This window comes from Streptomyces africanus, assembly GCF_030816955.1.
In the GTDB taxonomy this organism is placed as follows: domain Bacteria; phylum Actinomycetota; class Actinomycetes; order Streptomycetales; family Streptomycetaceae; genus Streptomyces; species Streptomyces africanus.
Genome location: NZ_JAUSYP010000001.1, coordinates 5,584,625 through 5,608,995 on the forward strand (window position 1 = coordinate 5,584,625; position 24,371 = coordinate 5,608,995).

Consider the following 24,371-nt stretch of genomic DNA (forward strand, 5'->3'; position numbering starts at 1 on the left):
GTTCTGGGATCTGGGGGGATCTGTTTGCTGACGCATGTCTTCATCGCTGCCGTTTCACTGGCCCTGTTCTGGATGGCGGCGTTCACCCTGTGGTGGCAGATGCACGCCTGGCGCACGCCGGAAGTGCTCGCCTCCACACGGTTCAGCAGTCCGGACGGGGACGAGCACGTCTCGTTCTCGCTGCTGCTGCCCGCACGGCACGAACAGGCGGTGCTGGACCACACGATCCAGCGGCTGCTGGAGTCGAGCCACACCGACTTCGAGATCATCGTGATCGTCGGGCACGACGACCCGGAGACCACCGCTGTGGCCGAGCAGGCCGCGGCGCGTGATCCACGGGTCCGGGTCATCGTCGACCGCCACGAGAAGAAGAACAAGCCGAAGGCCATGAACACGGCCCTGCCGCACTGCCGCGGCGACGTCGTCGGCGTCTTCGACGCGGAGGACCAGGTCCACCCCGAGCTCCTCGCCCACGTCGACCACGCCTTCCGCACCACCGGCGCGGACGTCGTCCAGGGCGGGGTGCAGCTGATCAACTTCCACTCCAGCTGGTACAGCCTGCGCAACTGCCTGGAGTACTTCTTCTGGTTCCGCTCACGGCTCCACCTGCACGCGCAGAAAGGATTCATCCCGCTCGGCGGCAACACCGTCTTCGTCCGCACCGGCGTGCTCAGGGAAGCCGGTGGCTGGGACCCGGACTGCCTCGCCGAGGACTGCGACCTGGGCGTGCGCCTGTCCAGCGTCGGCAAGAAGGTCGTCGTCGCCTACGACTCCGACATGGTGACCCGGGAGGAGACCCCGGGCTCGCTGATGTCCCTGCTGAAGCAGCGCACCCGCTGGAACCAGGGGTTCCTCCAGGTGTACCGGAAGAAGGACTGGAAGCAACTGCCCACCCTCGGGCAGCGGCTGCTCGCCCGCTACACCCTGATGACACCGTTCATGCAGGCCTTCACCGGCCTGATCATCCCGCTGAACGTGGCCATCGCGCTGTTCCTGGACGTCCCCGTGGGCATCGCCTTCATCACCTTCCTGCCGGCCGTCACGGCCCTGGTCACCTTCGTCTTCGAGATCGTCGGACTCCACGACTTCGGCAAGCAGTACGGACTGCGCGTGCGGTTCGCGCACTACCTGAAGCTGATCGTGGGCGGCCCCTTCTACCAGGTGCTGCTCGCCGGGGCGGCCGTCCGTGCCGTGTGGCGTGAGCAGCGCGGCCGACGCGACTGGGAGCTGACGACCCACGTCGGCGCCCATCTCGACGAGACCGCCGTGCCCCGGCAGGACGTCCCCGTGACCCGAGAGGACGTTCCCGCGTGACCTCCACCCTTCCCGCGGTGACCACCCCGAAGGTCCCCGCGCGGCGCCGGCCCGCGCCCCGCACCGGTGCGCACCGACGGCCGGAGCCGCCGAGCCGGCTGCGCTCCTCCCGGTCCGACCTGCTCCTGTGCGGTGTCCTCCTCGTGGCGATCCTCGTCGTGCAGGGCTGGAACATCGCCGACTACCCGGCCCTCAGCGACGACGAGGGCACCTACCTCGCCCAGGCCTGGTCGGTCCAGCAGGGCAACGGCCTCGCCCACTACACCTACTGGTACGACCACCCGCCGCTGGGCTGGATCCAGATCGCCGTGCTGACCTGGATCCCCGCGCTGATCAGCCCCGAGTCGATGACGGTGGGCACCATGCGCGCCGTGATGCTGGTGATCAGCGGCATCAGCGCGGTCCTCGTCTACGTCCTGGGCCGCCGCCTCGCCCTGCCCCGCTGGGCGGCCGGGCTCGGCATGGTGTTCTTCGGCCTCTCGCCGCTGGCGGTCGTCCTCCAGCGGGAGATCTTCCTCGACAACCTCGCGGTGATGTGGACGCTGCTGGCCTTCACGCTGGCCGCCTCCCCGAGCCGCCACCTCTGGCACCACTTCGGCGCGGGCATAGCGGCGGCGACGGCCGTCCTCACCAAGGAAACGATGCTCATCGTCCTGCCCGCCCTGTTCCTCACCATGTGGCGGCACAGCCACAAGGACACCCGCAAGTTCGCCCTCACCGGAGCCGTCACGGCCTGCGCCCTGATCGGCTTCTCGTATCCGCTGTTCGCCCTGCTCAAGGGCGAGCTGCTGCCGGGCACCGGGCACGTCTCCCTCTGGGACGGCGTCAAGTACCAGATGACCAGGCCCGGTTCGGGCTTCATCCTGGACCAGGGCTCCGGCTCCTGGGGCGTGCTCCAGTCGTGGCTGTACTACGACCGGATCCTGCCGCTGGGCGGCCTCGCGGGCGCCCTGCTGCTCCTCGTCACCTGGCGCTGGTCCGTCACCGCCCGGGCCCTGGCCGGACCGGCCCTGGCCGTCGCGATCTTCGCCGCGCTGGCCCTGCGCCCGAACGGCTACCTGCCCGCGATGTACGTCATCCAGGCCCTGCCGTTCCTCGCGCTGGTCCTCGCCGGAGGAACCGCCTCCGTCGCCCACGGGGTGCTGAGCCGCTGGCGCTCCGAGGCGGAGAAACGGTACGTCAGCGTAGGCCGGTACACCCTCGCCACGGTCCTCGCCCTCGCCGCCGGCGCCTACGTCGTACCGCACTGGTACGACGGCGCCCGCACGGCCGTCACCACCGACGCCAACGCTCCCTACCAGGCCGCCTCCACGTGGCTGGCCACCGAGGTCGAGAACCCGGAGCGCACCCGGGTGCTGGTCGACGACGCCCTCTGGCTCGACCTCGTGCACCACGGCTACCGGCCGGGCCTCGGCGTCATCTGGTTCTACAAGGCCGACCTCGACCCGGCGGTGACGAAGACGATGCCGCGCGGCTGGAAGGACCTGGACTACGTCGTCGCCTCGCCGACCGTGCGGCGCGACGCGGCCGACCTGCCCAACGTCAAGGCCGCCATGGAGCACTCCGACCCGGTCGCCACCTTCGGCACCGGCGAGGACCGCATCGAGATCCGCCAGATCCAGACGTCCGCCGGAGGCGCGCGATGAGCCAGGAGTCCACCGTCCCCGGAGAGGTCGTCGAGACCGCCGATATCCCCGAACCGGGCGCCGTCACCATCGTCGTACCGACGTTCAACGAGTCGGCGAACGTACGGCAGCTGCTGCACCAGATCACCGAGGCCGTACCCGCCCGGCTGCCCTGCGAGGTCCTGTTCGTCGACGACTCCACCGACGACACGCCCGAGGTCATCCAGAAGGCGGCACAGGACTGCCCCTTCCCGGTGACCGTCCTGCACCGCCAGGAGCCGGTGGGCGGGCTCGGCGGCGCGGTCGTCGAGGGACTCAAGGCGGCCACGTCCGACTGGATCGTCGTCATGGACGGCGACTGCCAGCACCCGCCGTCCCTCGTGCCCGACCTGGTCGCCACGGGCGAGCGGGCGAACGCCGGGCTGGTCGTCGCCTCCCGGTACATCAAGGGCGGCAGCCGGGCCGGGCTCGCGGGCAGCTACCGCGTGGCCGTCTCGCGCGGGGCGACCTGGCTGACCAAGGCGCTGTTCCCGCGCCGGCTGAGCGGCATCAGCGACCCGATGAGCGGCTTCTTCGCGATCCGCCGCAGCGCGGTCACGGCCGAGGTGCTCCAGCCGCTCGGCTACAAGATCCTCCTCGAACTCGCCGTCCGCAGCCGCCCGCGCCGGGTCACCGAGGTGCCCTTCGTCTTCCAGGACCGGTTCGCCGGGGAGTCCAAGTCGACCGCCCAGGAGGGCCTGCGGTTCCTGCGCCACCTGGCCGGGCTGCGCGCCGCCTCGCCGGTCGCGCGCATGGTCGGCTTCGGCCTGATCGGGCTCACCGGCTTCCTGCCGAACCTGCTGGGCCTGTGGGCGCTGACCGCCGTCGGCATGCACTACGTACCGGCGGAGGTCCTCGCCAACCAGCTCGGCGTCGCCTGGAACTTCCTGCTCATCGAGCACCTGCTGTTCCGCGAGCGGCGCCGGCACCGGCGCTGGTGGGACCGGGCGGGCCGGTTCGCGCTGCTCGCCAACGCGGATCTTGTGCTGCGCATCCCGCTGATCGCCCTGTTCGTCCACCAGTTCCACCTGGGCGTGCTGTCGGCCACCGCGCTCGCGCTGGTGACGACGTTCGTCCTGCGCTTCGCCGGGACCGAAGCGCTGGTCTACCTGCCGCGCCGGTCCGGTGAGAAGCCCGTGCGCGACGGCCGAACCGCGAGGAGAGGCATGTGAACACGTACCGGAGAAGAACCGCACTCGTCGCCGTGGGCGCGCTCACGGCCGGCCTCCTGCTGACCGCGCCCCAGCCCGCCTCCGCCGCCAACCTCATCAGGAACCCGGGCTTCGAGACGGCGGGCGCCGGCGACATGCCGTACTGCTGGGAGAAGTCCGGCTGGGGCGACAACGACTTCGCCTTCACCACCACGCCCGACGCGCACACCGGCTCCAAGGCCATGAAGGTCGAGCTGACCCGCCGCGTCGACGGCGACCGCAAGGCCCTGATCACCGAGTCCGCCGAGTGCGCGCCGGTGGTGACGCCGGGCAGACAGTACGACCTCGGGCTCTGGTACAAGACGACCACCCCGGACGCCTCGGTCACCCTCTTCCGGCACGACACGACCGCCGGCTGGCAGTACTGGACCGACCTCAAGACGCTGGAGATGGCCGGCACCTGGACCGAGGCCACGGTCCGCACCCCCGAGGTCCCGGCCGGCACCGACCGCATCTCCTGGGGCGTCTCCGTCTACGGCACCGGCTCGGCCACGACCGACGACTACACGATGGAGCAGGTCGCCGCCCCGGTCCCGCCGCCGGAGTGCACCGGCACGGCCGAGCAGTGCGCGAACGGCAAATGGGACGTACTGCCCACGAAGAACCCGGTCCGTTCCATGCACTCCGTCGTCCTCAACAACGGCAAGGTGCTGCTGATCGCGGGCTCGGGCAACAACGAGTCGATGTTCAGGGCCGGCACCTTCACCTCGGCGGTGTACGACCCGCAGAAGGGCACCTACAAGGTCATCCCCACGCCGAAGGACATGTTCTGCGCCGGCCATGTGCAGCTCCAGGACGGGCGCGTGCTGGTGATGAGCGGCAACAAGGCGTACCCGGTGCCGGGCGGACACGGCTACGAGGGCTTCAAGGACTCGTACGTCTTCGACCCGGAGACCGAGACCTACTCCAGGACCAACGACATGAACGACGGCCACTGGTACCCGTCGGCCACGATCCTCGGCAACGGTGACGTCATCTCCTTCGGCGGCCTGCGCGAGGACTCTAGCGGCTCGGTCACCGCCGAGCTGTTCTCCGAGGCCGAGCAGCAGTGGCAGCCGCTGTGGAAGGTCAACCAGACCTGGTCGTACTGGGGCCTGTACCCGTCGATGATCCTCATGCAGGACGGCCGCCTGTTCTACTCGGGCAGCCACGTCTTCGGCAACAACATCCCCGGCACCGGCTCGGCGATCTACGACTACGCCGCCAACACCATCACCCAGGTCCCCGGCCTCCAGAAGAAGGACGAGCGCGACCAGTCGGCCAGCGTGCTGCTGCCCCCGGCGCAGGACCAGAAGGTCCTCACCCTCGGCGGCGGCAACATCGACTCCAACCCGGAGGCGAACCGCCTGACCGACATCATCGACCTCAAGCGGCCCGACCCGTCCTACGCGGCCGGGCCGCCGATCCCGCAGGGCACGGTCGACCTCGGCGACGGGCCCGTCCCGCAGACCGGCGACCAGGGCAAGATGTACGTCTCCGCCGTGCTCCTGCCCGACGGCAAGGTGCTGGAGACGGGCGGGGCGCTGCACAACCGCGCCAACCCGGTCTTCGAGACGTCGGTCTTCGACCCCGAGTCGGAGACCTTCGACCCGGTGGCCGTCGACCCCGAGGCGCGCGGCTACCACTCCTCGGCGTTCCTGCTGCCCGACGGCCGCGTGATGACCACCGGCGACAACCCGGGCAACGGCTCCTGGAACCACGACGTGTCGGTCTACAGCCCGCCCTACCTGTTCAAGGGCCCGCGCCCCTCGATCACCTCGGTGATCGACACCGAGTGGAACTACGGCGACACCCAGCGGATCACCGTCGACCGGCCCATCGCCAAGGCCGAGCTGATCCGCCCGGCCGCCGTCACGCACTCCTCGGACCCGAACCAGCGGTTCGTGGACCTGCCGCTGTCCGTCGACGGCGGCAACGTCGACCTGAACGTGACGAGCAACCCCAACCTGGCCCCGCCCGGCTGGTACATGCTCTTCGCGGTGGACGCGAACGGGGTGCCGTCGGTGGCGAAGTGGGTCCACCTCCAGGGGCCCCGGGCCCTCAAGGCGACGGACGCGTCGGCGCATGTCCACGACTTCGCGGACGCGCCGGAGGGCAAGGTCACGGGACCCGGCAAGAAGCGCACGTCACAGAAGGTCAGCCCGGCGATCTCCGGGTGCGACCGCCACTACGGCTCGATCAACGTCTGCGTGCCGACCGACTTCCCGGCGGAGGTGAGGAAGACGACGGCGGCCCGCTGCGCGTGGCTGAAGGCGAACGACTACGGCCGTCTGAAGGTGAACGGCAAGGATGATCCGCTCGGGCTGGACCGCGACAGGGACGGCATCACCTGCGGCAAGAAGGACCTGACCAGGCGTTAGACGCCCTCCAAGGGGCGCGGGGAACTGCGCGACCAGCCACGAACGGCCCGCAGTTCCCCGTGGCGCCCCACCGTCAACGGCGCTCCGACCGAAGTGCCATCGCCCGCTCCACGATCGCTTCCAGCTGCTCGTGATGCGCGCCCTTCCAGTACGCCCGGCCGCACTCCGTGCACTGCGCGAACACGTCGTACGTGGCGTGCGTCCCGTGCTTGAGCTGGTCGGCGACCTCGTCCTTGGTCGCCTTGCGGAGCCCCCCGTTGCAGGCCGTGCACCGCGTCCAGGGCCGCAGCTCGGGCTGGAACCGGTCCAGGACGTCCCGAAGCTGCTCCTCCGGCCGGGTGCTGTAGACGAACGCCCCCGCCCACAGCTCACGCCTGCGCAGCAAGCCCCGGTCGCGGCTCAGCATGACCCGCTGTTCCGCCGCCGAACGAGCGGCCAGCGCCGGGTCGCCGATGTCGGTCGACTCGTAGGCCGTGTCCACGCCCAGCAGCCGCAGCCGCCGGGCCAGCGTGCCGAGGTGCACGTCGAGGAGGAACCGCAGGGGCGCGCCCGGCACTCGCTGGGGGCGGGCGACGGTCCGGACCGTCACCGACTCGCCGGCCGCCGGGACGTGCGAGACGGGCACCTCGCGGCCGTCCACGACCAGGGCGCCCACCTCGGTCAGCGGCACACCCAGCGACTCGACGACGTGGCCCAGACTGGAGAGGCCGTCCGTGGTGGCCCGCAGGGTGCCCGACCGCCGGGCCTGGGGGAGGAACACGTGCAGCTCGGGGGCGAACTCGACGTGGATCTCGGGACCGTTCACCCGGTCAGGATGTCACGGCGGCGGGCGCCGGCTTCAGCGTTTTCCGGTCGGCAGGCCGTGTTCCAGGACGTCCAGGGCACGGTCCACCAGTCCCCGGACGTCGTCCCGGTGGCCGGTCTCGGCCCAGTAGTGGGACACCTCCGTCAGCCCGCCCATCACGGACATGGCGAAGACCCGTAGCTCCAGGCTGTCGGGGTCCAGTCCGGACCGCTCGGCGAGGGCCTCGCGGAGCAGCCGGCCGGTCGCCGCCATGCTCTGAGTCATACGGGCACGGACGGCGGGGACCTCGACCCCGAGCCGGGCCCGCAGCCGGGTCACCTCGGGTTCCTCGGCGAGGCTCCGGTCGAGGGCCGTGCGCATCACATGCCGCAGGACGTCCGCCCACGACTCGTCCTCGGGCCGGGCCCGCAGCTCCGCCGGCATCACCGGGTGCCACTCGTCGGTGATGACGATGTCCTCCTTGGCCGGGAAGTACCGGAAGACGGTCGACGGCGACACCTCGGCCCGGTCGGCGATCTGCTCGATCGTCGTGGCGTCGTAGCCCTGCTCCTCGATCAGCGCGTAGGTCGCGGCGCGGATCGCCTGGCGGGTCCTGATCTTCTTCCGCTCCCGGAGTCCCAGCGGGGGCCGGTCGGCGGGGGTGACATCAGCCATGAATCGACAGTAACTGTCAATCATTACCCATTGTCACTACCCGTGCTGGTACGCCACCAGCGAGATCCCCACGTAGTGCGCGATGAAGGCCGCCAGGGTGAAGGAGTGGAACACCTCGTGGAAGCCGAACCAGCGCGGTGACGGGTTGGGCTTCTTGATCCCGTAGATCACGCCGCCCGCGCTGTAGAGCACGCCGCCGACGATGACGAGGACGAGGACGGCGACGCCGCCGGTCCGCATGAAGTCCGGCAGGTAGAAGACGGCCGCCCAGCCCATCGCGATGTAGCACGGCGTATAGAGCCAGCGCGGGGCGCCGACCCAGAAGACGCGGAAGAGGATGCCGGCCGCCGCCGCGGCCCAGATGCCCCACAGCAGCCACCGGCCCTTGGCGCCCGGCAGCAGCAGCATGGTCAGCGGCGTGTAGGTGCCCGCGATGATCAGGAAGATGTTGGCGTGATCCAGGCGGCGCAGAACGCCGTCCATGCGGGGGCTCCAGTCGCCCCGGTGGTACAGCGCGCTCACACCGAACAGCAGGCACGCCGTCAGGGCGAAGATCCCGCACGCGATGCGCCCTCTGGTCGAGTCGGCCAGGGCGGTCAGCACCAGGCCCGCGACGAGAACCGCCGGGAACATGCCGAGGTGCAGCCACCCGCGCAGCTTGGGCTTGACCGGGTGCGGCAGGGAGAGCGCCGTCGGACCACGGCCGTCGGCCGGCGTGTCCGTAGGCGCGTCGGAGGCGAACGCAGTCATGGCCGAATGGTAGCTACGGAACCGTAAGTGACCCATCAGTCGGGTCGATTGGCCGATGAAGAGTGGCCATCCTCTCACCGTGGCCGAACGATGGTTACGCAAACGGACGGTCAGGTGAACCCAACGTGCATGTAAAGGGGTGCGAGAAACCGTGGCGATCCTCACGTTGCTCACCTGTGCGCTCCTCTGGACAGATGGGCGCGGGCGTCGGATGATCAAATGAGTGCGGTCGGCACCGGATGAGCGCCAAGTTGCACCGTGAAGCATCCGGGTCGCAGCCCCCACGGGGCCTCCACATCAAAAAAATCCCTCATTTAGGAGCAATCGTGGCGCGCGACATCGCGGCTCCCACCGTCCCCACCACCCATCAGGGCCTGATCTCGTGGGTCAACGAGATCGCCGAGCTGACCCAGCCGGACAACGTGGTCTGGTGTGACGGATCCGAGGCCGAGTACGAGCGGCTGTGCGAGGAGCTCGTCCAGAAGGGCACCTTCCGCAAACTCGACCCGATCAAGCGCCCCCACTCCTACTACGCGGCCTCCGACCCCACCGACGTCGCCCGCGTGGAGGACCGGACGTTCATCTGCTCCGAGAAGGAGGCGGACGCCGGCCCGACCAACCACTGGAAGGCCCCCGCCGAGATGCGGGAGATCTTCCAGGGCTCCGGGGGCCAGGGCGGCCTGTTCCGCGGCTCGATGCGCGGCCGGACCATGTACGTGGTGCCGTTCTGCATGGGCCCGCTCGGCTCCCCGCTGTCCGCGCTCGGCGTCGAGATCACCGACTCGGCGTACGTCGCCGTCTCCATGCGCACGATGACGCGCATGGGCCAGGCGGTGCTCGACGAGCTCGGCTCCGACGGCTTCTTCGTCAAGGCCGTGCACACCCTGGGCGCCCCGCTGGAGCCCGGCCAGGAGGACGTCCCCTGGCCCTGCAACACGACCAAGTACATCTCGCACTTCCCCGAGGACCGCGAGATCTGGTCCTACGGCTCCGGCTACGGCGGCAACGCCCTGCTCGGCAAGAAGTGCTACGCCCTGCGCATCGCCTCCGTGATGGCGCGCGACGAGGGCTGGCTGGCCGAGCACATGCTGGTCCTGAAGCTCACCCCGCCGCGCGGCGAGTCCAAGTACGTGGCGGCGGCCTTCCCGAGCGCCTGCGGCAAGACCAACCTCGCCATGCTGGAGCCGACCATCCCCGGCTGGACCGTCGAGACCATCGGCGACGACATCGCCTGGATGCGCTTCGGCGAGGACGGCCGGCTGTACGCCATCAACCCCGAGGCGGGCTTCTTCGGTGTCGCGCCCGGCACCGGCGAGCACACCAACGCCAACGCGATGAAGACGCTGTGGGGCAACGCGGTCTTCACCAACGTCGCGCTGACGGACGACGGCGACGTCTGGTGGGAGGGCATGACCGAGGAGCCCCCGGCCCACCTCACCGACTGGAAGGGCAACGACTGGACGCCCGGTTCGCAGACGCCGGCCGCGCACCCGAACGCCCGCTTCACCGTCCCCGCCGCCCAGTGCCCGATCATCGCGCCGGAGTGGGAGGACCCGAAGGGCGTGCCGATCTCGGCGATCCTCTTCGGCGGCCGCCGCGCCACCGCCGTACCGCTGGTGACGGAGTCCTTCGACTGGAACCACGGCGTCTTCCTCGGCGCCAACGTCGCCTCCGAGAAGACCGCCGCCGCCGAGGGCAAGGTCGGCGAACTGCGCCGCGACCCGTTCGCGATGCTGCCGTTCTGCGGCTACAACATGGGCGACTACATGGCCCACTGGATCGACGTGGCCAAGGACAAGGACCAGTCCAAGCTGCCGAAGATCTACTACGTCAACTGGTTCCGCAAGGACGACGACGGCAAGTTCGTCTGGCCCGGCTTCGGTGAGAACTCCCGCGTCCTGAAGTGGATCGTGGAGCGCCTGGAGGGCACGGCCGAGGGCGTCGAGACGCCGATCGGCATCCTGCCGACCAAGGACGCCCTCGACACAGGCGGCCTGGAACTGGCCGACTCCGACCTCGACTTCCTGCTCACCGTCGACAAGGAGGTCTGGCGCGAGGAGGCCGCCCTGGTCCCCGAGCACCTCAACACCTTCGGCGAGCACACGCCCAAGGAGCTGTGGGACGAGTACCGCGCGCTGGTGCAGCGCCTGGGCTGAGACGGCCCTCCACCGACGCCGCGGCCGGCTCCGATCGTGCCCTGACCAGCAACATCGTCACGGTCGGCCGCGGTGACAGCACCACAGGAGGCAGGGGTCCGCACAACGGCGTGCGGGCCCCTGCCTTTCGCCGTTCCGTCGCGCCCCCTTGCTCACGGGATCTTCACGCCTGTTTCATGCTCTCTCCGGGTGTCTCACCGGTCCCGGTGAGGCCACGACAGCCTGAGGGGCGTCCGGCCACCGACGTCACCCACACCGTGACGGTCGGCAAGCCGCCCGCCTCGATCGCGCTCACCGCACCCGAGGACGCGAGCATGTCCGGCGGCATCGAGATCACCGGCACGTTCACCGCCCAGGGCAAGGCGCTGCCCGAGCGGGCCGTGCTCAAGGTCGTGCGCGAGGACCGTCTCGGCGCGGGCACGCTGTCGTCGGTGACCGTCGCCGCGGACGGCACGTTCATGTGCCCTGAAGGGGCGCGGGGCTGTATCGGTGTGCGGCTCCCCCGCGTGGGCGCGACCAGCCCCACTCGACCCGCACAAGCCCACAGCCGGGAACCACAACGGCGATAACCGGCTCACGCCAACGCAGTGCTGGGGCACCCGGTCCGCGCGTCGCTGCGGGAGCGCGCGGACCGGGGCCGTCAAAGAGAGCCCCGCGGGGCTCAGCGGGACGCGAGTTCGCGCGGCTCCAGAGCCGCGGCGTGCGCGTCCATCCGCTCGGCGGACAGGATGGCGGCCGCCGTGTCGGCACGGGAGGCGGCGACGACCAGCGCGCGGCCCGCCAGCGCGTGCGCCCGCCGGTGCAGGGCCGCCGTGCCGCGCTCGCGCCGGGTGCCGCTCATCGGCGCGCGGACCGGCGTGCGCCCTCCCCGCAGCCGGCCCACCTGCTCTGCGAGCCGCTCCGCCGCGGTGTCCAGGTCGGTCGAGGTCTCCGTCGCTCGCAGCTCGTCCGTGACGGCGAGCAGGGCGGCGAGATGGCCCGCGAGCTGGATGTCCAGCTCTTCCTCGCGGGAACGGTGGGGAAAGTCGGGGGCGGGGCCGTCCGCCGTGCTGTGGACCGACTTGGTGCGGATCGGTTCGTACATGGGAGGGCCTCCTGAGTGCTTCCAGGAAGCCATCCTAGCTTAGATTTCGTCTAAAGTTGAGTTGTTCACAAAGTCGGACCGGTCGCACACATACGGTGAGCGGCGCGTCCGGTCAGGCCTGGCTGTAGCCGTCCAGGAAGTGCCCGATCCGGCCCACCGCGTCCCGCAGGTCGCCGACCGTCGGCAGGGTCACCACCCGGAAGTGGTCCGGTTCCGGCCAGTTGAAGCCCGTGCCCTGAACGACCATGATCTTCTCGCGCCGGAGCAGGTCCAGGACCATCCGCCGGTCGTCCTTGATCTTGAAGACCTTGGGGTCGAGACGCGGGAAGAGATACAGCGCCCCCTTCGGCTTCACGCAGGTCACGCCCGGGATCTGGGTCAGCAGCTCGTAGGCGACGTCCCGCTGCTCGCGCAGCCGGCCGCCCGGCAGCACGAGGTCGTTGATCGTCTGGCGTCCGCTGAGCGCCGCGACGACGCCGTGCTGTCCCGGCATGTTCGCGCACAGCCGCATGTTCGCCAGGATCGTCAGGCCCTCGATGTAGGAGTCGGCGTGCGCGCGGGGCCCGGAGATGGACATCCAGCCCACCCGGTAGCCGGCCACCCGGTACGCCTTCGACATGCCGTTGAAGGTGAGGGTCAGCAGGTCGGGGGCGACGGCGGCGGTCGGGGTGTGCGTGGCGCCGTCGTAGAGGATCTTGTCGTAGATCTCGTCCGAGCAGACCAGCAGGTTGTGGCGGCGGGCGATGTCGGTGAGCCCCTTGATCATCGCTTCGTCGTAGACGGCCCCGGTCGGGTTGTTGGGGTTGATGATCACGAGCGCCTTGGTGCGGTCGGTGACCTTGCGCTCGACGTCGGCCAGGTCCGGCATCCAGTCGGCCTGCTCGTCGCACCGGTAGTGCACGGCGGTGCCGCCGGACAGGGAGACGGCGGCGGTCCACAGCGGATAGTCCGGAGCGGGCACGAGCACCTCGTCCCCGTCGTCCAGCAGGCCCTGCATCGCCATCACGATCAGCTCGGAGACGCCGTTGCCGATGAAGACGTGCTCGACGTCCGTCTCGATGCCGAGGGTCTGGTTGTGCATCACGACCGCGCGACGGGCGGCCAGCAGGCCCTTGGCGTCTCCGTACCCGTGCGCCGAGGACACGTTCCGGAGGACGTCCTCCAGGATCTCGGGCGGACACTCGAAGCCGAACGCGGCCGGGTTGCCGGTGTTCAGCTTGAGGATGCGGTGACCGGCGGCTTCCAGCCGCATCGCCTCCTCGAGCACCGGGCCCCGGATCTCGTAACAGACGTTGGCGAGCTTGGTCGACTGGATCACCTGCATGTCTGGGAGCTTACGGCGCGGTAATGCGCCACGGGTCGTGTTTTCCGCCACGTGAGACGCGGCGCTTTGGGTGGATATCGCCCGCGCGCTGTCCCACCAGCACCATCGGCACCTAGAATGCGCCGCCATGTCCAGGCCATCCGAATACGCCGACGGAGCGACGGACGGCGCCTGCCAGGGGCCGCCGAACGTGTACCTGCCGCAGGCCGACCAGCCACCGGCCTACGACGCGTACACCGATCCGGCGGCGGCGCACGGCTGGCAGGACGCGTACGACCCCGCGGACGGCCAGGACGCCGCGCGGGGCACCGGCGAAATGCCGGACATGGGCGACACGCGCGAACTGCCGCCGGTGCCGGTGCCGGTGCACGGCCGTGCCGGTGCGGGCCGCCACTCCCGCCGGAGGCCAGCGCCGTGGCGTGCCCGCCGCGCGGCGGTCGCCGTCGGAGCCGTGGGCGCCGTGTCGGCGGCCGCGCTGATAGCCGGTCTCGGCTTCTCGGACGCGCCCTCCGGAGGGACCCGTGAGGGTCGCGGCGGCCGGACGGGTCCGACCGCCGGAAAGTCGCCGACGGTGCCGTCGACCGGTACCGGCCGGACACCGATCCCCGGGACCCCCCTCGTCGGCCGGCCGGCGAACAGTGACGAGCCGTCCGGGCCGGCGTCCGCGAGCCCGTCCACGGCGGTGAACCCCACCCCGTCCGAGTCCGGGCCGGACGCCCCGAGTCCCTCGGCCGGCACGCCCACGGCCGGCACCCCGACGACCTCCGCTCCCGCCGTCACCGCCACGCCCCCCGGCCGAAGCGACGGAAAGCCCGGACACGGCCCCGGCGGCACGAAGGGCCCCAAGTAGACAGGGACGGGGGAGCGGATGCCACGCCGGCCGGTCGAGGGCCGGAGCCTCGGTAGCCGCCGGCAGCGCATCAATGGCCTCGTCAGCGTCCGCGAGCAGCTCCTCGACGGTCTGTCCGACCTCAACCGAAGCCCGGACAAGGTCCCGGCGGTACCACGGACCCCAAGTAATCCGACCGCCAAGGCCGTTGAGTAGGGTCAGGCCGGACGGGCAGCTCCATCGCGCGGAACAACTCCTTGCCCCACCCGCCTTGCGACGATCACAATGCACATGACAACAGTGCAGGCGGCCGGAAGATTTCCGGCCGCCTCCGTCGCAAGAGGGGACCCCCCATGAGAAAACCTCTCGCAGCCGCGTTCTGCGCCCTGGCGATAGCCGGCGCCGGCGCGGCTCCCGCGACCGCTGCCGATGCCGCCCCCACGGGCGTCGGCAAGGCCGCGGACACGGGCGCGGTCACGTCCGCCGTCTCGGACGTGGTCACGTCCGCAGCGGACACCGTGTCCGGCATCACCAACCCGGCGCCCAAGGGCGTGAACTTCGCCGGCACGGTCGCGCTCAGCAACTGCTCCGGCTCCGTCGTGCGCATGCCGGACTCCGAGGCCGACGACCCGGCGCTGGTGATGACCAACGGACACTGCCTGGAGTCCGGTTTCCCCGGCCCCGGCGAGGTCCAGGTCGACAAGGCGTCAAGCCGCACCTTCAGCCTGCTCAACGCCTCCGGCTCGCGCGTGGCGACCCTGCGCGCCGCCAAGCTCGCGTACGCCACGATGACCGACACGGACGTCGCGTTCTACCAACTCACCACCAGCTACGCGAAGATCAAGAGCTCGTACGGCATCAGCCCGCTGACGCTGAACGACACGCACCCGGTCGCCGGCACCGCCATCAGCATCCCCTCCGGCTACTGGAAGCGCATCTACAGCTGCGACATCGACGGGTTCGCGCCCACCCTGAAGGAGGGCGACTGGACCTGGAAGGACTCGGTCCGTTACACCTCCGCCTGCAACACCATCGGCGGCACCTCCGGCTCGCCCGTCGTCGACCAGGCCAGCGGCAAGGTCGTCGCCATCAACAACACCGGCAACGAGGACGGCGAGCGCTGCACGGTGAACAACCCCTGTGAGGTCGACGCGAGCGGCAACGTGACCGTGCGCAAGGGCATCAACTACGCCCAGGAGACCTACCAGATCCCGTCCTGCTTCGGCATCGACAACAAGCTCGACCTGAGCGCGAGCGGCTGCACCCTGCCCAAGCCGTAAGGCGAGGGCGGGTGGTCCCCGGGTCGGGCGGTCACGCGGGAGTCCTGCGGATCGCCCGGCCCGCCAGGGCGTCCGTGCGACGCCCGTCCTCGATCACGAACCGCCCGTCGACCAGCACGTACGGGATGCCCGTCGGGAGCACGCGCGGCTCGGCGAAGCTCGATCCCGCCGCCACCGTCACCGGGTCGAAGAGCACCAGGTCGGCGACGTACCCCTCGCGCACCAGGCCCCGGTCCGGCAGCCGGAGCCGGGCCGCCGGGCGCGAGGTGAGGTGCGCGACGCACTCCTCCAGCGACAGCACCCCCAACTCCCGCACGTAGTGCCCGAGATAGTGCGGGAACGTGCCGTACGCGCGCGGGTGCGGCTTGGCGCCCTGGAGGATGCCGTCCGAGCCGCCGGTGTGCACCCGGTGGCGCATGATCGCCCGGACGTTCTCCTCGTGGCCGACGTGCTGGAGGATCGTCGGCGCCAGCCGGTCGGCCAGCAGCAGCCCGCGCGCGGTCACCCAGGGGGCCTCGCCCCGCCGGTCCGCCGACTCCTGGACCGTCCGGCCGACGAAATCGGCCAGGGCCGGGTCGCCCACGCCCGAGATCTCGATCGTGTCCCACTCGATGGGCACGCCGTGGCAGCCGTCCGAGCCGGTGACCTCCAGGTCGTGGCGGATCCGCTCGGCCGTCTCCTCGTCCGCGAGCCGCCTGATGACCTGCTCGGGGCCGCCCTCGCTCGCCCAGCTCGGCAGCATGGCCGCCAGCGTCGTACAGCCCGGTGTGTAGGGGTAGGTGTCGAGGCTGATGTCGGCCCCGGCCGCCAGCGCCTCGTCCAGCAGGGCCAGCAGCTCGGGCGCCCGGCCCTTGTTCACGCCGAAGTTCATGGTGGCGTGGGCGAGATGCAGGGGGCAGCCCGCCTCCCGGGTCAGCGCGACCATCTCCCGGTACGCCTCCAGGGCGCCCGCGCCGTAGGAGCGGTGGTGCGGGCAGTAGTAGCCGCCGTACGACGCCACCACCCGGCACAGCTCGGTCAGTTCGGCGTCCTTCGCGTACATGCCGGGCGTGTACGTCAGCCCCGACGACATGCCGACGGCGCCCTGCTCCATGCCCTCGGCGACCAACCGCCGCATCCGGTCCAGCTCCCGCGGGGTGGCCTCCCGGTCCTCCCAGCCGACGGCGAGCGCGCGGACCGTGCCCTGGGGGACGAGATAGGCCGCGTTGACGGCGATCCCGCGGTCGAGCCGGTCCAGGTACTCGCCCACCGTCCGCCAGTCGACGTCGATGTCGTCGCCGGGGCCGTTCCACCCGGCGATCGCCTGCCGCACCTCGTCGAGCGTGCGGTCGTCGACCGGCGCGTACGACAGCCCGTCCTGGCCGATGACCTCCAGCGTGACCCCCTGCGCGGCCTTGGCGCTGTGGTCGGGGTCGCGCAGCAGGGCCAGGTCGCTGTGGGCGTGCATGTCGACGAAGCCGGGGGACAGGACCAGGCCCTCGGCGTCCAGCTCCCGGCGTGCCTTCGGCCGCTGGCAGCCGGCCGCGGCCGCCTCCTTGACGATGGACACGATCCGGCCGCCGTCGACCACGACATCGGCCCGGTAGGAGTCCGCGCCGGAGCCGTCGACGACGTCCGCGTCCCGGATGACGAGCTCTTCCATCGCTTCCGGCCTCCTAGAAGAACGTACGGATGTAGTCGACGACCGTGCCGTCCGCCTCGGCGACCGGGATCAGCGGCCACTTGTCGAACGACGTGCACGGATGGGACAGCCCCAGACCGACCCAGTCGCCCACCTCCAGGTCCGCCTCCGGCGTGGTGCTCAGCCAGGCGTGCTGGTCCGACAGGGCCGTCACCGACACGCCGGTCGCCGGACGCTCGGCGCCGTCCCGGCGGATCACCTGGGCGAAGGGCAGGTCGAGGTCGTAGGCCGCGTCCCGCTTGCCCGCGTTGACGAAGGCCTGCCCGGCGGAAGGCCGCGACACCACCTGCGTCCACAGCCGGAACGCGGGCTCCAGGGCGCCCTCCTCGGGTACCCGGTTGAACGGGGTCAGCTTGCGGTAGTGGCCGTCGTCGTGCGAGACATAGGCGCCCGAGCGCAGCAACTTCAGGACCGGCCGGGAGAGTTCGGGGATCTCCGCGAAGACGTCGGCGACCGCGTCGAACCAGGCGCTGCCGCCCGCGCTGACGACGATCTCGTCCGCGTCCGTGAAGCGCCCCGCCTTGTCGAAGTCGGTGGCGAGCGCGACCAGCCGCCGCAGCCACGCCGTCACCCGCTCCGGGTCCGCCTTCGGCACCTCGCCCTCGTAGCCCGCGACGCCGACGAGCCGCAGGGACCGCGCGCCCGCCACCGCGTCCGCGACCGCCGCGCACTCCGCCTCCGTCCGCACACCGGTACGGGCGCCTTCCCCGGCCGCGAGTTCGACGACGACGTCCAGCGGGCGCCGGGCACCGCTCAGCGCGGCGTCCATCAGCTCCACCCCGCGCACCGAGTCGACGTAACAGACGAAGCGGAACTCCGGGTCGGCGTCGAGCCCGGCGGAGATCCAGCGCAGGGCCGCCGCGTCGACCAGCTCGTTCGCCAGGAACACGCGCCGGGTCCCGAACGCGCGCGCCACCCGCACCTGGTGCGGCACCGCCAGCGTGATGCCCCACGCCCCGTGCTCGATCTGCCGCTGGAACAGCTGCGGCGCCATGGACGTCTTGCCGTGCGGCGCGAAGGCCAGGCCGTGCCGGTCCGCGTAGGTCTCCATCAGCTTCAGATTGTGCTCCAGGCGCTCGGCGGACAGCGCGAGCACGGGCGTGGCGAAGCCGCCGGTGAACAGGTTCCGGCGCTGGGCGGCCAGCTCGCCCACGGTCAGGCCGTCGGCGTCCGGCGGGAGGCCCTTGAACCGGTGGTCGACGCGCTCGGCGGCGAGCCGGGCGAGGGACTCGGTGGCGGAATCGGCTGTCATGGAGCCTCCCTGATCAGCGGTGTTGCACACACTGCAACCTTCATTGCGTATATCGCTCAACGCTGTCTAACATCTCGGCCACCGCCGGTCAATGGAACCGCCACCGGCCGACCCGACCAGGAGCTACGAGCATCGTGACCCCCACCGGACCCCGCAACGCCCCCGACGTCGTGGACGTCGTCGCGCTCGGCGAGTCCATGGTCACGTTCCTGCCGTCCCGGCCGGGGCGGCTCGCCGACGTCCCCTCCTTCGACCGGGGCATCGGCGGCGCGGAGTCCAACACGGCGTGCGTGCTGGCCGCCGCCGGGCACTCCGCGCGGTGGGTCAGCCGGGTGGGGGACGACCCGTTCGGCGACCATCTGGTCGAGGCGATCGGCGCATACGGGGTCGACGTGGCCCACGTCCGGCGCGACCCCGCCCGCCCCACCGGCATCTACTTCCGCACCGCCGGGGACCGGGCCACCGACGCGCACGAGGTGGCGTACTACCGGGCCGGTTCCGCGGCCTCGGCGATGTCGGCGGGCAATGTGGACCTGGGCGCGGTCCGCGCCGGCCGCGTGCTGCACCTGTCCGGGATCACGGCCGCGCTGTCCGGGACCTGCCGGGACCTGATGCGCGAGCTGACCGCGCGCCGGCCCGGCCGCCCTCTGGTCTCCTTCGACGTCAACCACCGGCCCGGCCTGTGGGGTGACACGGACGCCCCGGAGGTGCTGCGGGACCTCGCGCGGGGCGCGGACCTCGTCTTCGTCGGGCAGGACGAGGCCTGGGGGCTGCGCGGCGCCGAGGCCGTCCGCGCCGCCCTCCCCGAACCCGAGGTGCTGGTCGTGAAGCAGGGCGCCGCGGGAGCCGCCGTCTTCGAGGGGCGGGACGTCACCTTCGTGCCCGCCCCGCGGGTCGACGTCGTCGCCGCCGTCGGCGCCGGGGACGCCTTCGCCGCCGGGTTCCTCTCCGCCACCCTGCGCGGGCTGCCCGTCCGGGACCGGCTGCGGCACGGGCACCTGCTGGCCGCCGCCGCGCTCACCGCCCCCGGCGACCTCGCCGCGCCGCCCGCCCGGGAGCACGCCGACCGGCTCGCCGCCCTGGACGACGCGGCGTGGGGGAGACTGCGACTCGGCCCGGGCTGGACCGATGACACACAGTGGGCCCCCGAGGAGGTACGTACGCCATGAGCCAGACCGTCGACCGCGCGCTCAGCATCCTGCCGCTGCTCGCCGAGGGCCCCGCCGACCTGGGGCAGGTCGCCGACCGCCTCGGCGTGCACAAGTCCACGGCCCTGCGCCTGCTGCGCACCCTCCACGAACACGGCCTCGTCTACCGCCAGTCCGACCAGCGCTACCGCCTGGGCGCCCGCCTCTTCGCGCTCGCCCAGGAGGCGATGGAGAACCTCGACGTCCGCGAGATCGCCCATCCCCACCTGGTCCGCCTCAACGAGAGCTGCGGGCACACCGTGCACCTCGCCGTGTACGAGGAGAACGAGGTCCTCTACATCGACAAGGTCGACAGCCGCTACCCGGTGCGGATGTACTCCCGGATCGGCAAGCCCGTCGCCATCACCGTCGCCGCGGTCGCCAAGCTGCTGCTGGCCGACCTGCCCGAGCACGAGCGGCGGGCGGTGGCGGAGAAGCTCGACTACCCCGCGTACACGTCCCGTTCGACACCCAACGCCGGCGCGTTCCTGCGCGAGCTGGAGAAGGTGCGCGAACAGGGCTGGGCCACCGACCTCGGCGGCCACGAGGAGTCCATCAACTGTGTCGCGGCGCCGATCCGCGGCGCCGACGGCCGGGTCGTCGCCGCGATGTCGGTCTCCGCGCCGAACGTCGTCGTCACCGCCGACGAACTCCTCACCCTCCTGCCGCTGGTGCGCCGTACGGCGGACGCCATCAGCGGCGAGTACTCCGGCAGAACACCAGTGAAGGGCACCGCATGACGGACAAGACCGCGCTCACCCCCCGGACCCACACCACGCCGCCGGCGAAGTTCTCGCACGGTGTGAGGAAGGGCAACATCCTCCAGGTCGCCGGCCAGGTCGGCTTCCTGCCCGCCGAGGAGGGCAAGCCCCCCACGCCCGCCGGGCCGACCCTGCGCGAGCAGACCCTCCAGACCCTCGCCAACGTCAAGGCGATCCTCGAAGAGGGCGGCGCCGGCTGGGACGACGCGATGATGATCCGCGTCTACCTGACGGACGTGGCCCACTTCGCCGAGTTCAACGAGATCTACAACGCGTACTTCGACGAGCAGGGCCTCACCCAGCCGCCCGCCGCGCGCACCACGGTCTACGTCGGCCTGCCCGCGGGTCTCCTCGTCGAGATCGACGCGCTGGCCGTCCTCGGCTGACCCACCCCCACCCCGTCTGTTCCGAGGCGCGGCGCCACCGATGCGCCGCGCCGCGCTCCCCCCTACCCAGAAGCCGCATGCCTTTACGCAGAGGACCCCCGAATGTCCCTTCCGCTCGCCGCGTCCGCCCCTGCCGAGACCCCACCCCACACCGGAGGCCTGCTCCTCCTGGTCGACGGTACGGCCGGACTCCTGCTCACCGCCGCGCTCGGCATCGGGCTGCTGCTGTTCCTCATCATCAGAATGAGACTCCAGCCGTTCGTCGCCCTGCTCGCGGTCTCCATAGCCGTCGGCCTCGCGGCCGGCCTGTCGGTCACCGAACTCTTCGGCACCGTCCAGAAGTCGGACGCCGTCTCCACCATCGAGTCCGGCATGGGCGGCATCCTCGGCCATGTCGCGATCATCATCGGCCTGGGCACCATGCTCGGCGCGATCCTCGAAGTCAGCGGCGGGGCCGAAGTGCTGGCCGGACGCCTGCTCGGCCTGTTCGGCGAGAAGCGCGCCCCGCTCGCCATGGGCCTCACGGGCCTGATCTTCGGCATCCCGGTCTTCTTCGACGTCGGCATCTTCGTCCTGGCACCGATCGTCTACGCCGCCGCCAAGCGCTCGGGCAAATCGATCCTGCTCTACTGCCTGCCCCTGCTCGCGGGCCTGTCGGTCACCCACGCCTTCCTGCCGCCGCACCCCGGCCCGGTCGCCGCCGCCGGTCTCCTGCACGTCGACCTCGGCTGGGTCATCCTCATGGGCATCGTCTGCGGCCTGCCCGCCGTGATGGCCGCGTGGGCGTACTCGGCGTGGATCGGCCGCCGCATCTTCGTCGCCGTGCCGCAGGACATGGTCGAGGCGGCGGAGGAAGCCAGGCAGGCGGTCATCGACGAACAGCGGGCGGCCGGCACGGAGCCGCGCGAACAGCCCGTCTCCCTCGGCACGGTCCTCGGCATCATCGGCACCCCGCTGGTCCTCATCCTGGCCGCGACCTTCTCCTCGATCGCCCTGGACCCCTCCACCCTCCGCTCGGTGATCGAGTTCTTCGGCAACCCGTTCGTGGCGCTCACCCTCGCCCTGTTCCTCGCGTACTACCTGCTCGGCATCCGGCGCGGCTGGTCCCGCAAGTCGCTGGAGACGGTGTCCACGGCGTCCCTGAAGCCGGTCGGCAACATCCTGCTCGTGGTCGGCGCGGGCGGCGTCTTCGGCGCCGTCCTCAAGGCCAGCGGCGTCGCCCAGGCCCTCTCCGACACGTTCAACGACGTGGGTCTTCCGGTGCTCGTCCTGTCGTACCTGATCTCCGTGGTGCTGCGCGTCGCCCAGGGCTCGGCGACGGTGGCGATCGTGACGACGGCGGGCATCGTGGCGCCCCTCCTGTCCGAGGGGGACCACTCCCAGGCCTTCGTCGCCCTCGTCATCATGGCGATCTCGGCCGGCTCCATCTTCGCTTCGCACGTCAACGACGGCGGGTTCTGGATGGTCGCCAAGTACTTCGGCATCAGCGAACGGGACACGCTCAAGTCGTGGACCGTGCTGGAGAGTGTGCTGTCGGTCGCGGGGTTCGTGGTGGCGGCGGTGCTCAGCCTCTTCGTGTAGGGGTCTGATAACGAAGTCGGGGCCGGCTGTGTGCGACACAGGTTTGTCGACCATACTGCTCCGCTGTGGAGCAGCGCATAGGTTCGAGCAGCCAGCCCCTGGAAGGCGCCGGATTCGACCCGGCCTTCATCCCCGGGCTCACGTCACCCGCGTCCGGACGGACGGAGGACGACGAGCCGGAGAAGGAGCCCGAGGTCGCCGCGGCCGAGGACGCCGAGGAGTCCGCCCCCGAGCAGGAGGAGACGGCGGAGACGGCGGAGGCGTCCCCCTCCGAGCAGGAGGAGGCCGACGTCGACGGGCCCGTCTTCGAGGCGTCCGACCGCCGCGCGAGAATAGTCGCCGACCACAGAGGCGTACGCCTGTCCCTGGACGACCAGGAATGCGAGTTCCGCTGGGACGAGATCGGGGCGGTCGAGACGGAGACCGCCCGCTTCGGCAAGCGCTACACCGTCACCGTCCACACCCCTGACCGGCGCTGGTACCCGATCGAGATCGAGGCACCGGCCAGGAGCCGTTTCACGGAGTGGGACGAGCAGTTGGACGCGGTTCTGGACGCCTACTTCGAGGAAGACGCCGAGTAACCGGCCGGGCGACTACCGGCAGTACTGGGTTTCCTTGCCGATCGACCGGTACATGCAGTCCGAGTTCTCCAGCAACTGCAGCACCGCATCGCGGTTACGTGAGGTCTCCCGCTCGATCACCTCGTCGGGCGGGTAGAACCCACCCCCGCCGGAGCGCGGATACATCTCGAAGGTGTACGCGAAGATCCTGTGCGTGCCCCAGAGGTAGTCGTCGATCGACCCGTCCGTGATGTACAGGTCGCTGGACTGCTCCGCCGTGTACCCGTTGCTCGCGGCCATCTTCTGCCCGACCGCCTTGAACGCCGCGTTGTCGTCCGCGGTCATCCCGGTCGTCGTGTCGGAGTACGTGTAGCCGAACGGCCACAGCACCAGCTCGCTGTACGTGTGGAAGTCGACGCCGGCCTTGATCTGCTGCACCCCGCCGACGACCCGGCTGCGCACGAAGTCGGCGACGACCTTCACCTCGGGCGCGGATTCCGCCGCCGCGCCCCGGTACGTCTCGGAGGACGTCGAGCCGGAGGAGCCGCCGCAGCAGCCCCAGCGGTAGTTCCAGTTGCGGTTGAGGTCGGTACCGACGTACGACGAACCGGAGTTGGGCTGGCGGTTCTTGCGCCACGAGCGGTACGACCCGGTCGCGATGTCGTACTCGCCGCCGTCCGGGTTGATGTCCGGGACGATCCAGATCTCACGGTTGTTCACCATGCTGGTGACGCGCGCGTCGGAGCCGTAGTCGGAGGTCAGCTCGCGCAGCAGGTAGAGCGCCATCTCGACGGTGAGGTGCTCGCGGGCGTGCTGGTGGTGCGTGAACAGCACCTCCGGCTCGGACTCGTCGCTGCCCACGTTGTCGCTGATCTTGACGGCGACGATGTCCCGGCCCTGGTAGGACTTGCCGATCACGCGCCGGCTCGCGATGGACGGGTTGGCCTCGACGATCGAGTTGATCTCGCTCGTCATCTCCGCGTAGTTGTGGTAGCGCGAGTCGGCGGACGGGAAGTCGTAGAGCCGGACGTCGTCCGCGCCGGCGGACCGGTCGGGCACCGCGCCGAGCGGCGTGACCTCGTATCCCAGCCCGCGCAGCTTCCTGATCTGGTCCGCGCGTCCGGAGACGACGACACCGTGGCCGTGGGCCTCGTCCACGGTCACGCCGGTGCGCTGGAGTGCCGTGCGGTCCTCGGCCGTCGCGTGCAGGTGGATCTCGTACTGCCGGACGTCGTCGGCCGCAGGCGCCGCCTTGGGGGCGCTGTCGGCGGTGGCGTCCGAGGTCGTCGCGGTCAGGGGTGCCGCGAGGGCGAGTGCGAGGAGGGCGGCGAGGGCGGCGGTGCGTCTGCCGGTGCGGGCACCGGAGCCTCGTATGCGGAGTCGCATGAAATCTCCTTGTGGGAGGTGGGGTTGTTCCGTGCGACGTACGTGGTGCGGGTGGCGCACATCGTTCTGCCAATGGCATGAGCAGGTCAAGATGGAAAGCGGTCGCGCATGGTACGCGGGCGGCGCGGCGGTCGAGCTGTCCTGGT

21 protein-coding genes are annotated in these 24,371 nt (G+C 70.9%); 13 read left to right on the top strand and 8 right to left on the bottom strand.

Features of this window, described 5'->3' with window-relative positions:
* The first annotated feature begins 24 nt into the window (after nucleotides 1-24).
* Genes QF034_RS26035 through QF034_RS26050 form a run of 4 tightly spaced genes read left to right on the top strand, consistent with a single transcriptional unit; the run spans nucleotide 25 to nucleotide 6,549 of the window.
* Nucleotides 25-1,314 carry a glycosyltransferase gene (locus tag QF034_RS26035; protein ID WP_307177203.1) on the top strand — a complete coding sequence of 430 codons (1,290 nt, stop codon included), beginning with the start codon at nucleotides 25-27 and terminating at the stop codon, nucleotides 1,312-1,314.
* Nucleotides 1,311-2,960: an ArnT family glycosyltransferase gene (locus QF034_RS26040; protein WP_307177204.1), complete on the top strand. Its 1,650-nt coding sequence runs from the start codon at nucleotides 1,311-1,313 to the stop codon at nucleotides 2,958-2,960. The genes QF034_RS26035 and QF034_RS26040 overlap by 4 nt, the downstream gene beginning before the upstream one ends.
* Nucleotides 2,957-4,150, top strand: coding sequence for a glycosyltransferase (locus QF034_RS26045; RefSeq protein WP_307177205.1), 1,194 nt, complete (start codon nucleotides 2,957-2,959; stop codon nucleotides 4,148-4,150). Before QF034_RS26040 ends, QF034_RS26045 begins: the two co-directional genes overlap by 4 nt.
* The gene (locus QF034_RS26050; protein WP_307177206.1) at nucleotides 4,147-6,549 is read left to right on the top strand and encodes a galactose oxidase family protein; all 2,403 of its coding nucleotides are present in this window, start codon (nucleotides 4,147-4,149) and stop codon (nucleotides 6,547-6,549) included. The genes QF034_RS26045 and QF034_RS26050 overlap by 4 nt, the downstream gene beginning before the upstream one ends.
* Nucleotides 6,550-6,622: 73 nt before the next feature.
* On the opposite strand, the gene QF034_RS26055 is transcribed toward QF034_RS26050, so the two are convergent.
* From QF034_RS26055 to trhA, 3 genes are read right to left on the bottom strand one after another with little or no spacing between them, the layout of a single operon-like run.
* Nucleotides 6,623-7,354 carry a Mut7-C RNAse domain-containing protein gene (locus tag QF034_RS26055; RefSeq protein WP_307177207.1) on the bottom strand — a complete coding sequence of 244 codons (732 nt, stop codon included), beginning with the start codon at nucleotides 7,352-7,354 and terminating at the stop codon, nucleotides 6,623-6,625.
* Between the two features lie 33 nt (nucleotides 7,355-7,387).
* Nucleotides 7,388-8,008 (bottom strand): TetR/AcrR family transcriptional regulator, encoded by a 621-nt coding sequence (locus QF034_RS26060; RefSeq protein WP_307177209.1) that lies wholly within the window; start codon nucleotides 8,006-8,008, stop codon nucleotides 7,388-7,390.
* A gap of 36 nt (nucleotides 8,009-8,044) precedes the next feature.
* The gene (trhA, locus tag QF034_RS26065) at nucleotides 8,045-8,758 is read right to left on the bottom strand and encodes a PAQR family membrane homeostasis protein TrhA (protein WP_307177210.1); all 714 of its coding nucleotides are present in this window, start codon (nucleotides 8,756-8,758) and stop codon (nucleotides 8,045-8,047) included.
* 326 nt (nucleotides 8,759-9,084) lie between these two features.
* Here trhA and QF034_RS26070 point away from each other — a divergent pair, with 326 nt between their 5' ends.
* Both QF034_RS26070 and QF034_RS26075 read left to right on the top strand, forming a co-directional pair.
* Nucleotides 9,085-10,914 (top strand): phosphoenolpyruvate carboxykinase (GTP), encoded by a 1,830-nt coding sequence (locus QF034_RS26070; RefSeq protein ID WP_307177212.1) that lies wholly within the window; start codon nucleotides 9,085-9,087, stop codon nucleotides 10,912-10,914.
* Between the two features lie 206 nt (nucleotides 10,915-11,120).
* Nucleotides 11,121-11,483, top strand: coding sequence for a hypothetical protein (locus QF034_RS26075; RefSeq protein WP_307177213.1), 363 nt, complete (start codon nucleotides 11,121-11,123; stop codon nucleotides 11,481-11,483).
* 92 nt (nucleotides 11,484-11,575) lie between these two features.
* On the opposite strand, the gene QF034_RS26080 is transcribed toward QF034_RS26075, so the two are convergent.
* Nucleotides 11,576-11,998, bottom strand: coding sequence for an SCO4983 family protein (locus tag QF034_RS26080; RefSeq protein WP_307177214.1), 423 nt, complete (start codon nucleotides 11,996-11,998; stop codon nucleotides 11,576-11,578).
* Between the two features lie 112 nt (nucleotides 11,999-12,110).
* A complete protein-coding gene (locus tag QF034_RS26085; protein ID WP_086559513.1) occupies nucleotides 12,111-13,322 on the bottom strand; it encodes a pyridoxal phosphate-dependent aminotransferase in 1,212 nt (403 codons plus the stop codon).
* 127 nt (nucleotides 13,323-13,449) lie between these two features.
* Here QF034_RS26085 and QF034_RS26090 point away from each other — a divergent pair, with 127 nt between their 5' ends.
* Together QF034_RS26090 and QF034_RS26095 are read left to right on the top strand one after the other, a co-directional pair.
* Nucleotides 13,450-14,172, top strand: a complete 723-nt coding sequence (locus tag QF034_RS26090) for a hypothetical protein (RefSeq protein WP_307177215.1) — start codon at nucleotides 13,450-13,452, stop codon at nucleotides 14,170-14,172.
* Nucleotides 14,173-14,504: 332 nt separating this feature from the next.
* Nucleotides 14,505-15,431: a S1 family peptidase gene (locus QF034_RS26095; protein WP_307177216.1), complete on the top strand. Its 927-nt coding sequence runs from the start codon at nucleotides 14,505-14,507 to the stop codon at nucleotides 15,429-15,431.
* A gap of 31 nt (nucleotides 15,432-15,462) precedes the next feature.
* On the opposite strand, the gene QF034_RS26100 is transcribed toward QF034_RS26095, so the two are convergent.
* A complete protein-coding gene (locus QF034_RS26100; protein WP_307177217.1) occupies nucleotides 15,463-17,073 on the bottom strand; it encodes an N-acyl-D-amino-acid deacylase family protein in 1,611 nt (536 codons plus the stop codon).
* A 13-nt stretch (nucleotides 17,074-17,086) separates the two neighbouring features.
* Nucleotides 17,087-18,364, bottom strand: a complete 1,278-nt coding sequence (locus tag QF034_RS26105) for an amino acid deaminase (protein WP_307177218.1) — start codon at nucleotides 18,362-18,364, stop codon at nucleotides 17,087-17,089.
* Between the two features lie 134 nt (nucleotides 18,365-18,498).
* On the opposite strand from QF034_RS26105, the gene QF034_RS26110 reads away from it, so the two are divergent.
* From QF034_RS26110 to QF034_RS26130, 5 genes are all read left to right on the top strand, one after another.
* Nucleotides 18,499-19,533, top strand: coding sequence for a sugar kinase (locus QF034_RS26110; RefSeq protein WP_307177219.1), 1,035 nt, complete (start codon nucleotides 18,499-18,501; stop codon nucleotides 19,531-19,533).
* Nucleotides 19,530-20,291, top strand: coding sequence for an IclR family transcriptional regulator (locus tag QF034_RS26115; protein WP_307177220.1), 762 nt, complete (start codon nucleotides 19,530-19,532; stop codon nucleotides 20,289-20,291). Before QF034_RS26110 ends, QF034_RS26115 begins: the two co-directional genes overlap by 4 nt.
* Nucleotides 20,288-20,698, top strand: a complete 411-nt coding sequence (locus QF034_RS26120; RefSeq protein ID WP_307177221.1) for a RidA family protein — start codon at nucleotides 20,288-20,290, stop codon at nucleotides 20,696-20,698. The genes QF034_RS26115 and QF034_RS26120 overlap by 4 nt, the downstream gene beginning before the upstream one ends.
* Nucleotides 20,699-20,800: 102 nt before the next feature.
* The gene (locus QF034_RS26125) at nucleotides 20,801-22,279 is read left to right on the top strand and encodes a GntP family permease (RefSeq protein WP_307177222.1); all 1,479 of its coding nucleotides are present in this window, start codon (nucleotides 20,801-20,803) and stop codon (nucleotides 22,277-22,279) included.
* A 65-nt stretch (nucleotides 22,280-22,344) separates the two neighbouring features.
* A complete protein-coding gene (locus tag QF034_RS26130) occupies nucleotides 22,345-22,860 on the top strand; it encodes a hypothetical protein (RefSeq protein WP_307177223.1) in 516 nt (171 codons plus the stop codon).
* Nucleotides 22,861-22,872: 12 nt separating this feature from the next.
* Here QF034_RS26130 and QF034_RS26135 read toward each other — a convergent pair whose 3' ends face one another.
* A complete protein-coding gene (locus QF034_RS26135) occupies nucleotides 22,873-24,225 on the bottom strand; it encodes a M14 family metallopeptidase (protein WP_307177224.1) in 1,353 nt (450 codons plus the stop codon).
* Between the last annotated feature and the right edge of the window lie 146 nt (nucleotides 24,226-24,371).

What these genes read in the sequence shown, in the direction of transcription:
- QF034_RS26045 (WP_307177205.1), top strand. Translation starts at nt 2,957, where the DNA reads ATGAGCCAGGAGTCCACCGTCCCCGGAGAGGTCGTCGAGACCGCCGAT.
- QF034_RS26060 (WP_307177209.1), bottom strand. Translation starts at nt 8,008, where the DNA reads ATGGCTGATGTCACCCCCGCCGACCGGCCCCCGCTGGGACTCCGGGAG.
- trhA (WP_307177210.1), bottom strand. Translation starts at nt 8,758, where the DNA reads ATGACTGCGTTCGCCTCCGACGCGCCTACGGACACGCCGGCCGACGGC.
- QF034_RS26080 (WP_307177214.1), bottom strand. Translation starts at nt 11,998, where the DNA reads ATGTACGAACCGATCCGCACCAAGTCGGTCCACAGCACGGCGGACGGC.
- QF034_RS26085 (WP_086559513.1), bottom strand. Translation starts at nt 13,322, where the DNA reads ATGCAGGTGATCCAGTCGACCAAGCTCGCCAACGTCTGTTACGAGATC.
- QF034_RS26090 (WP_307177215.1), top strand. Translation starts at nt 13,450, where the DNA reads ATGTCCAGGCCATCCGAATACGCCGACGGAGCGACGGACGGCGCCTGC.
- QF034_RS26095 (WP_307177216.1), top strand. Translation starts at nt 14,505, where the DNA reads ATGAGAAAACCTCTCGCAGCCGCGTTCTGCGCCCTGGCGATAGCCGGC.
- QF034_RS26100 (WP_307177217.1), bottom strand. Translation starts at nt 17,073, where the DNA reads ATGGAAGAGCTCGTCATCCGGGACGCGGACGTCGTCGACGGCTCCGGC.
- QF034_RS26105 (WP_307177218.1), bottom strand. Translation starts at nt 18,364, where the DNA reads ATGACAGCCGATTCCGCCACCGAGTCCCTCGCCCGGCTCGCCGCCGAG.
- QF034_RS26115 (WP_307177220.1), top strand. Translation starts at nt 19,530, where the DNA reads ATGAGCCAGACCGTCGACCGCGCGCTCAGCATCCTGCCGCTGCTCGCC.
- QF034_RS26120 (WP_307177221.1), top strand. Translation starts at nt 20,288, where the DNA reads ATGACGGACAAGACCGCGCTCACCCCCCGGACCCACACCACGCCGCCG.
- QF034_RS26125 (WP_307177222.1), top strand. Translation starts at nt 20,801, where the DNA reads ATGTCCCTTCCGCTCGCCGCGTCCGCCCCTGCCGAGACCCCACCCCAC.
- QF034_RS26135 (WP_307177224.1), bottom strand. Translation starts at nt 24,225, where the DNA reads ATGCGACTCCGCATACGAGGCTCCGGTGCCCGCACCGGCAGACGCACC.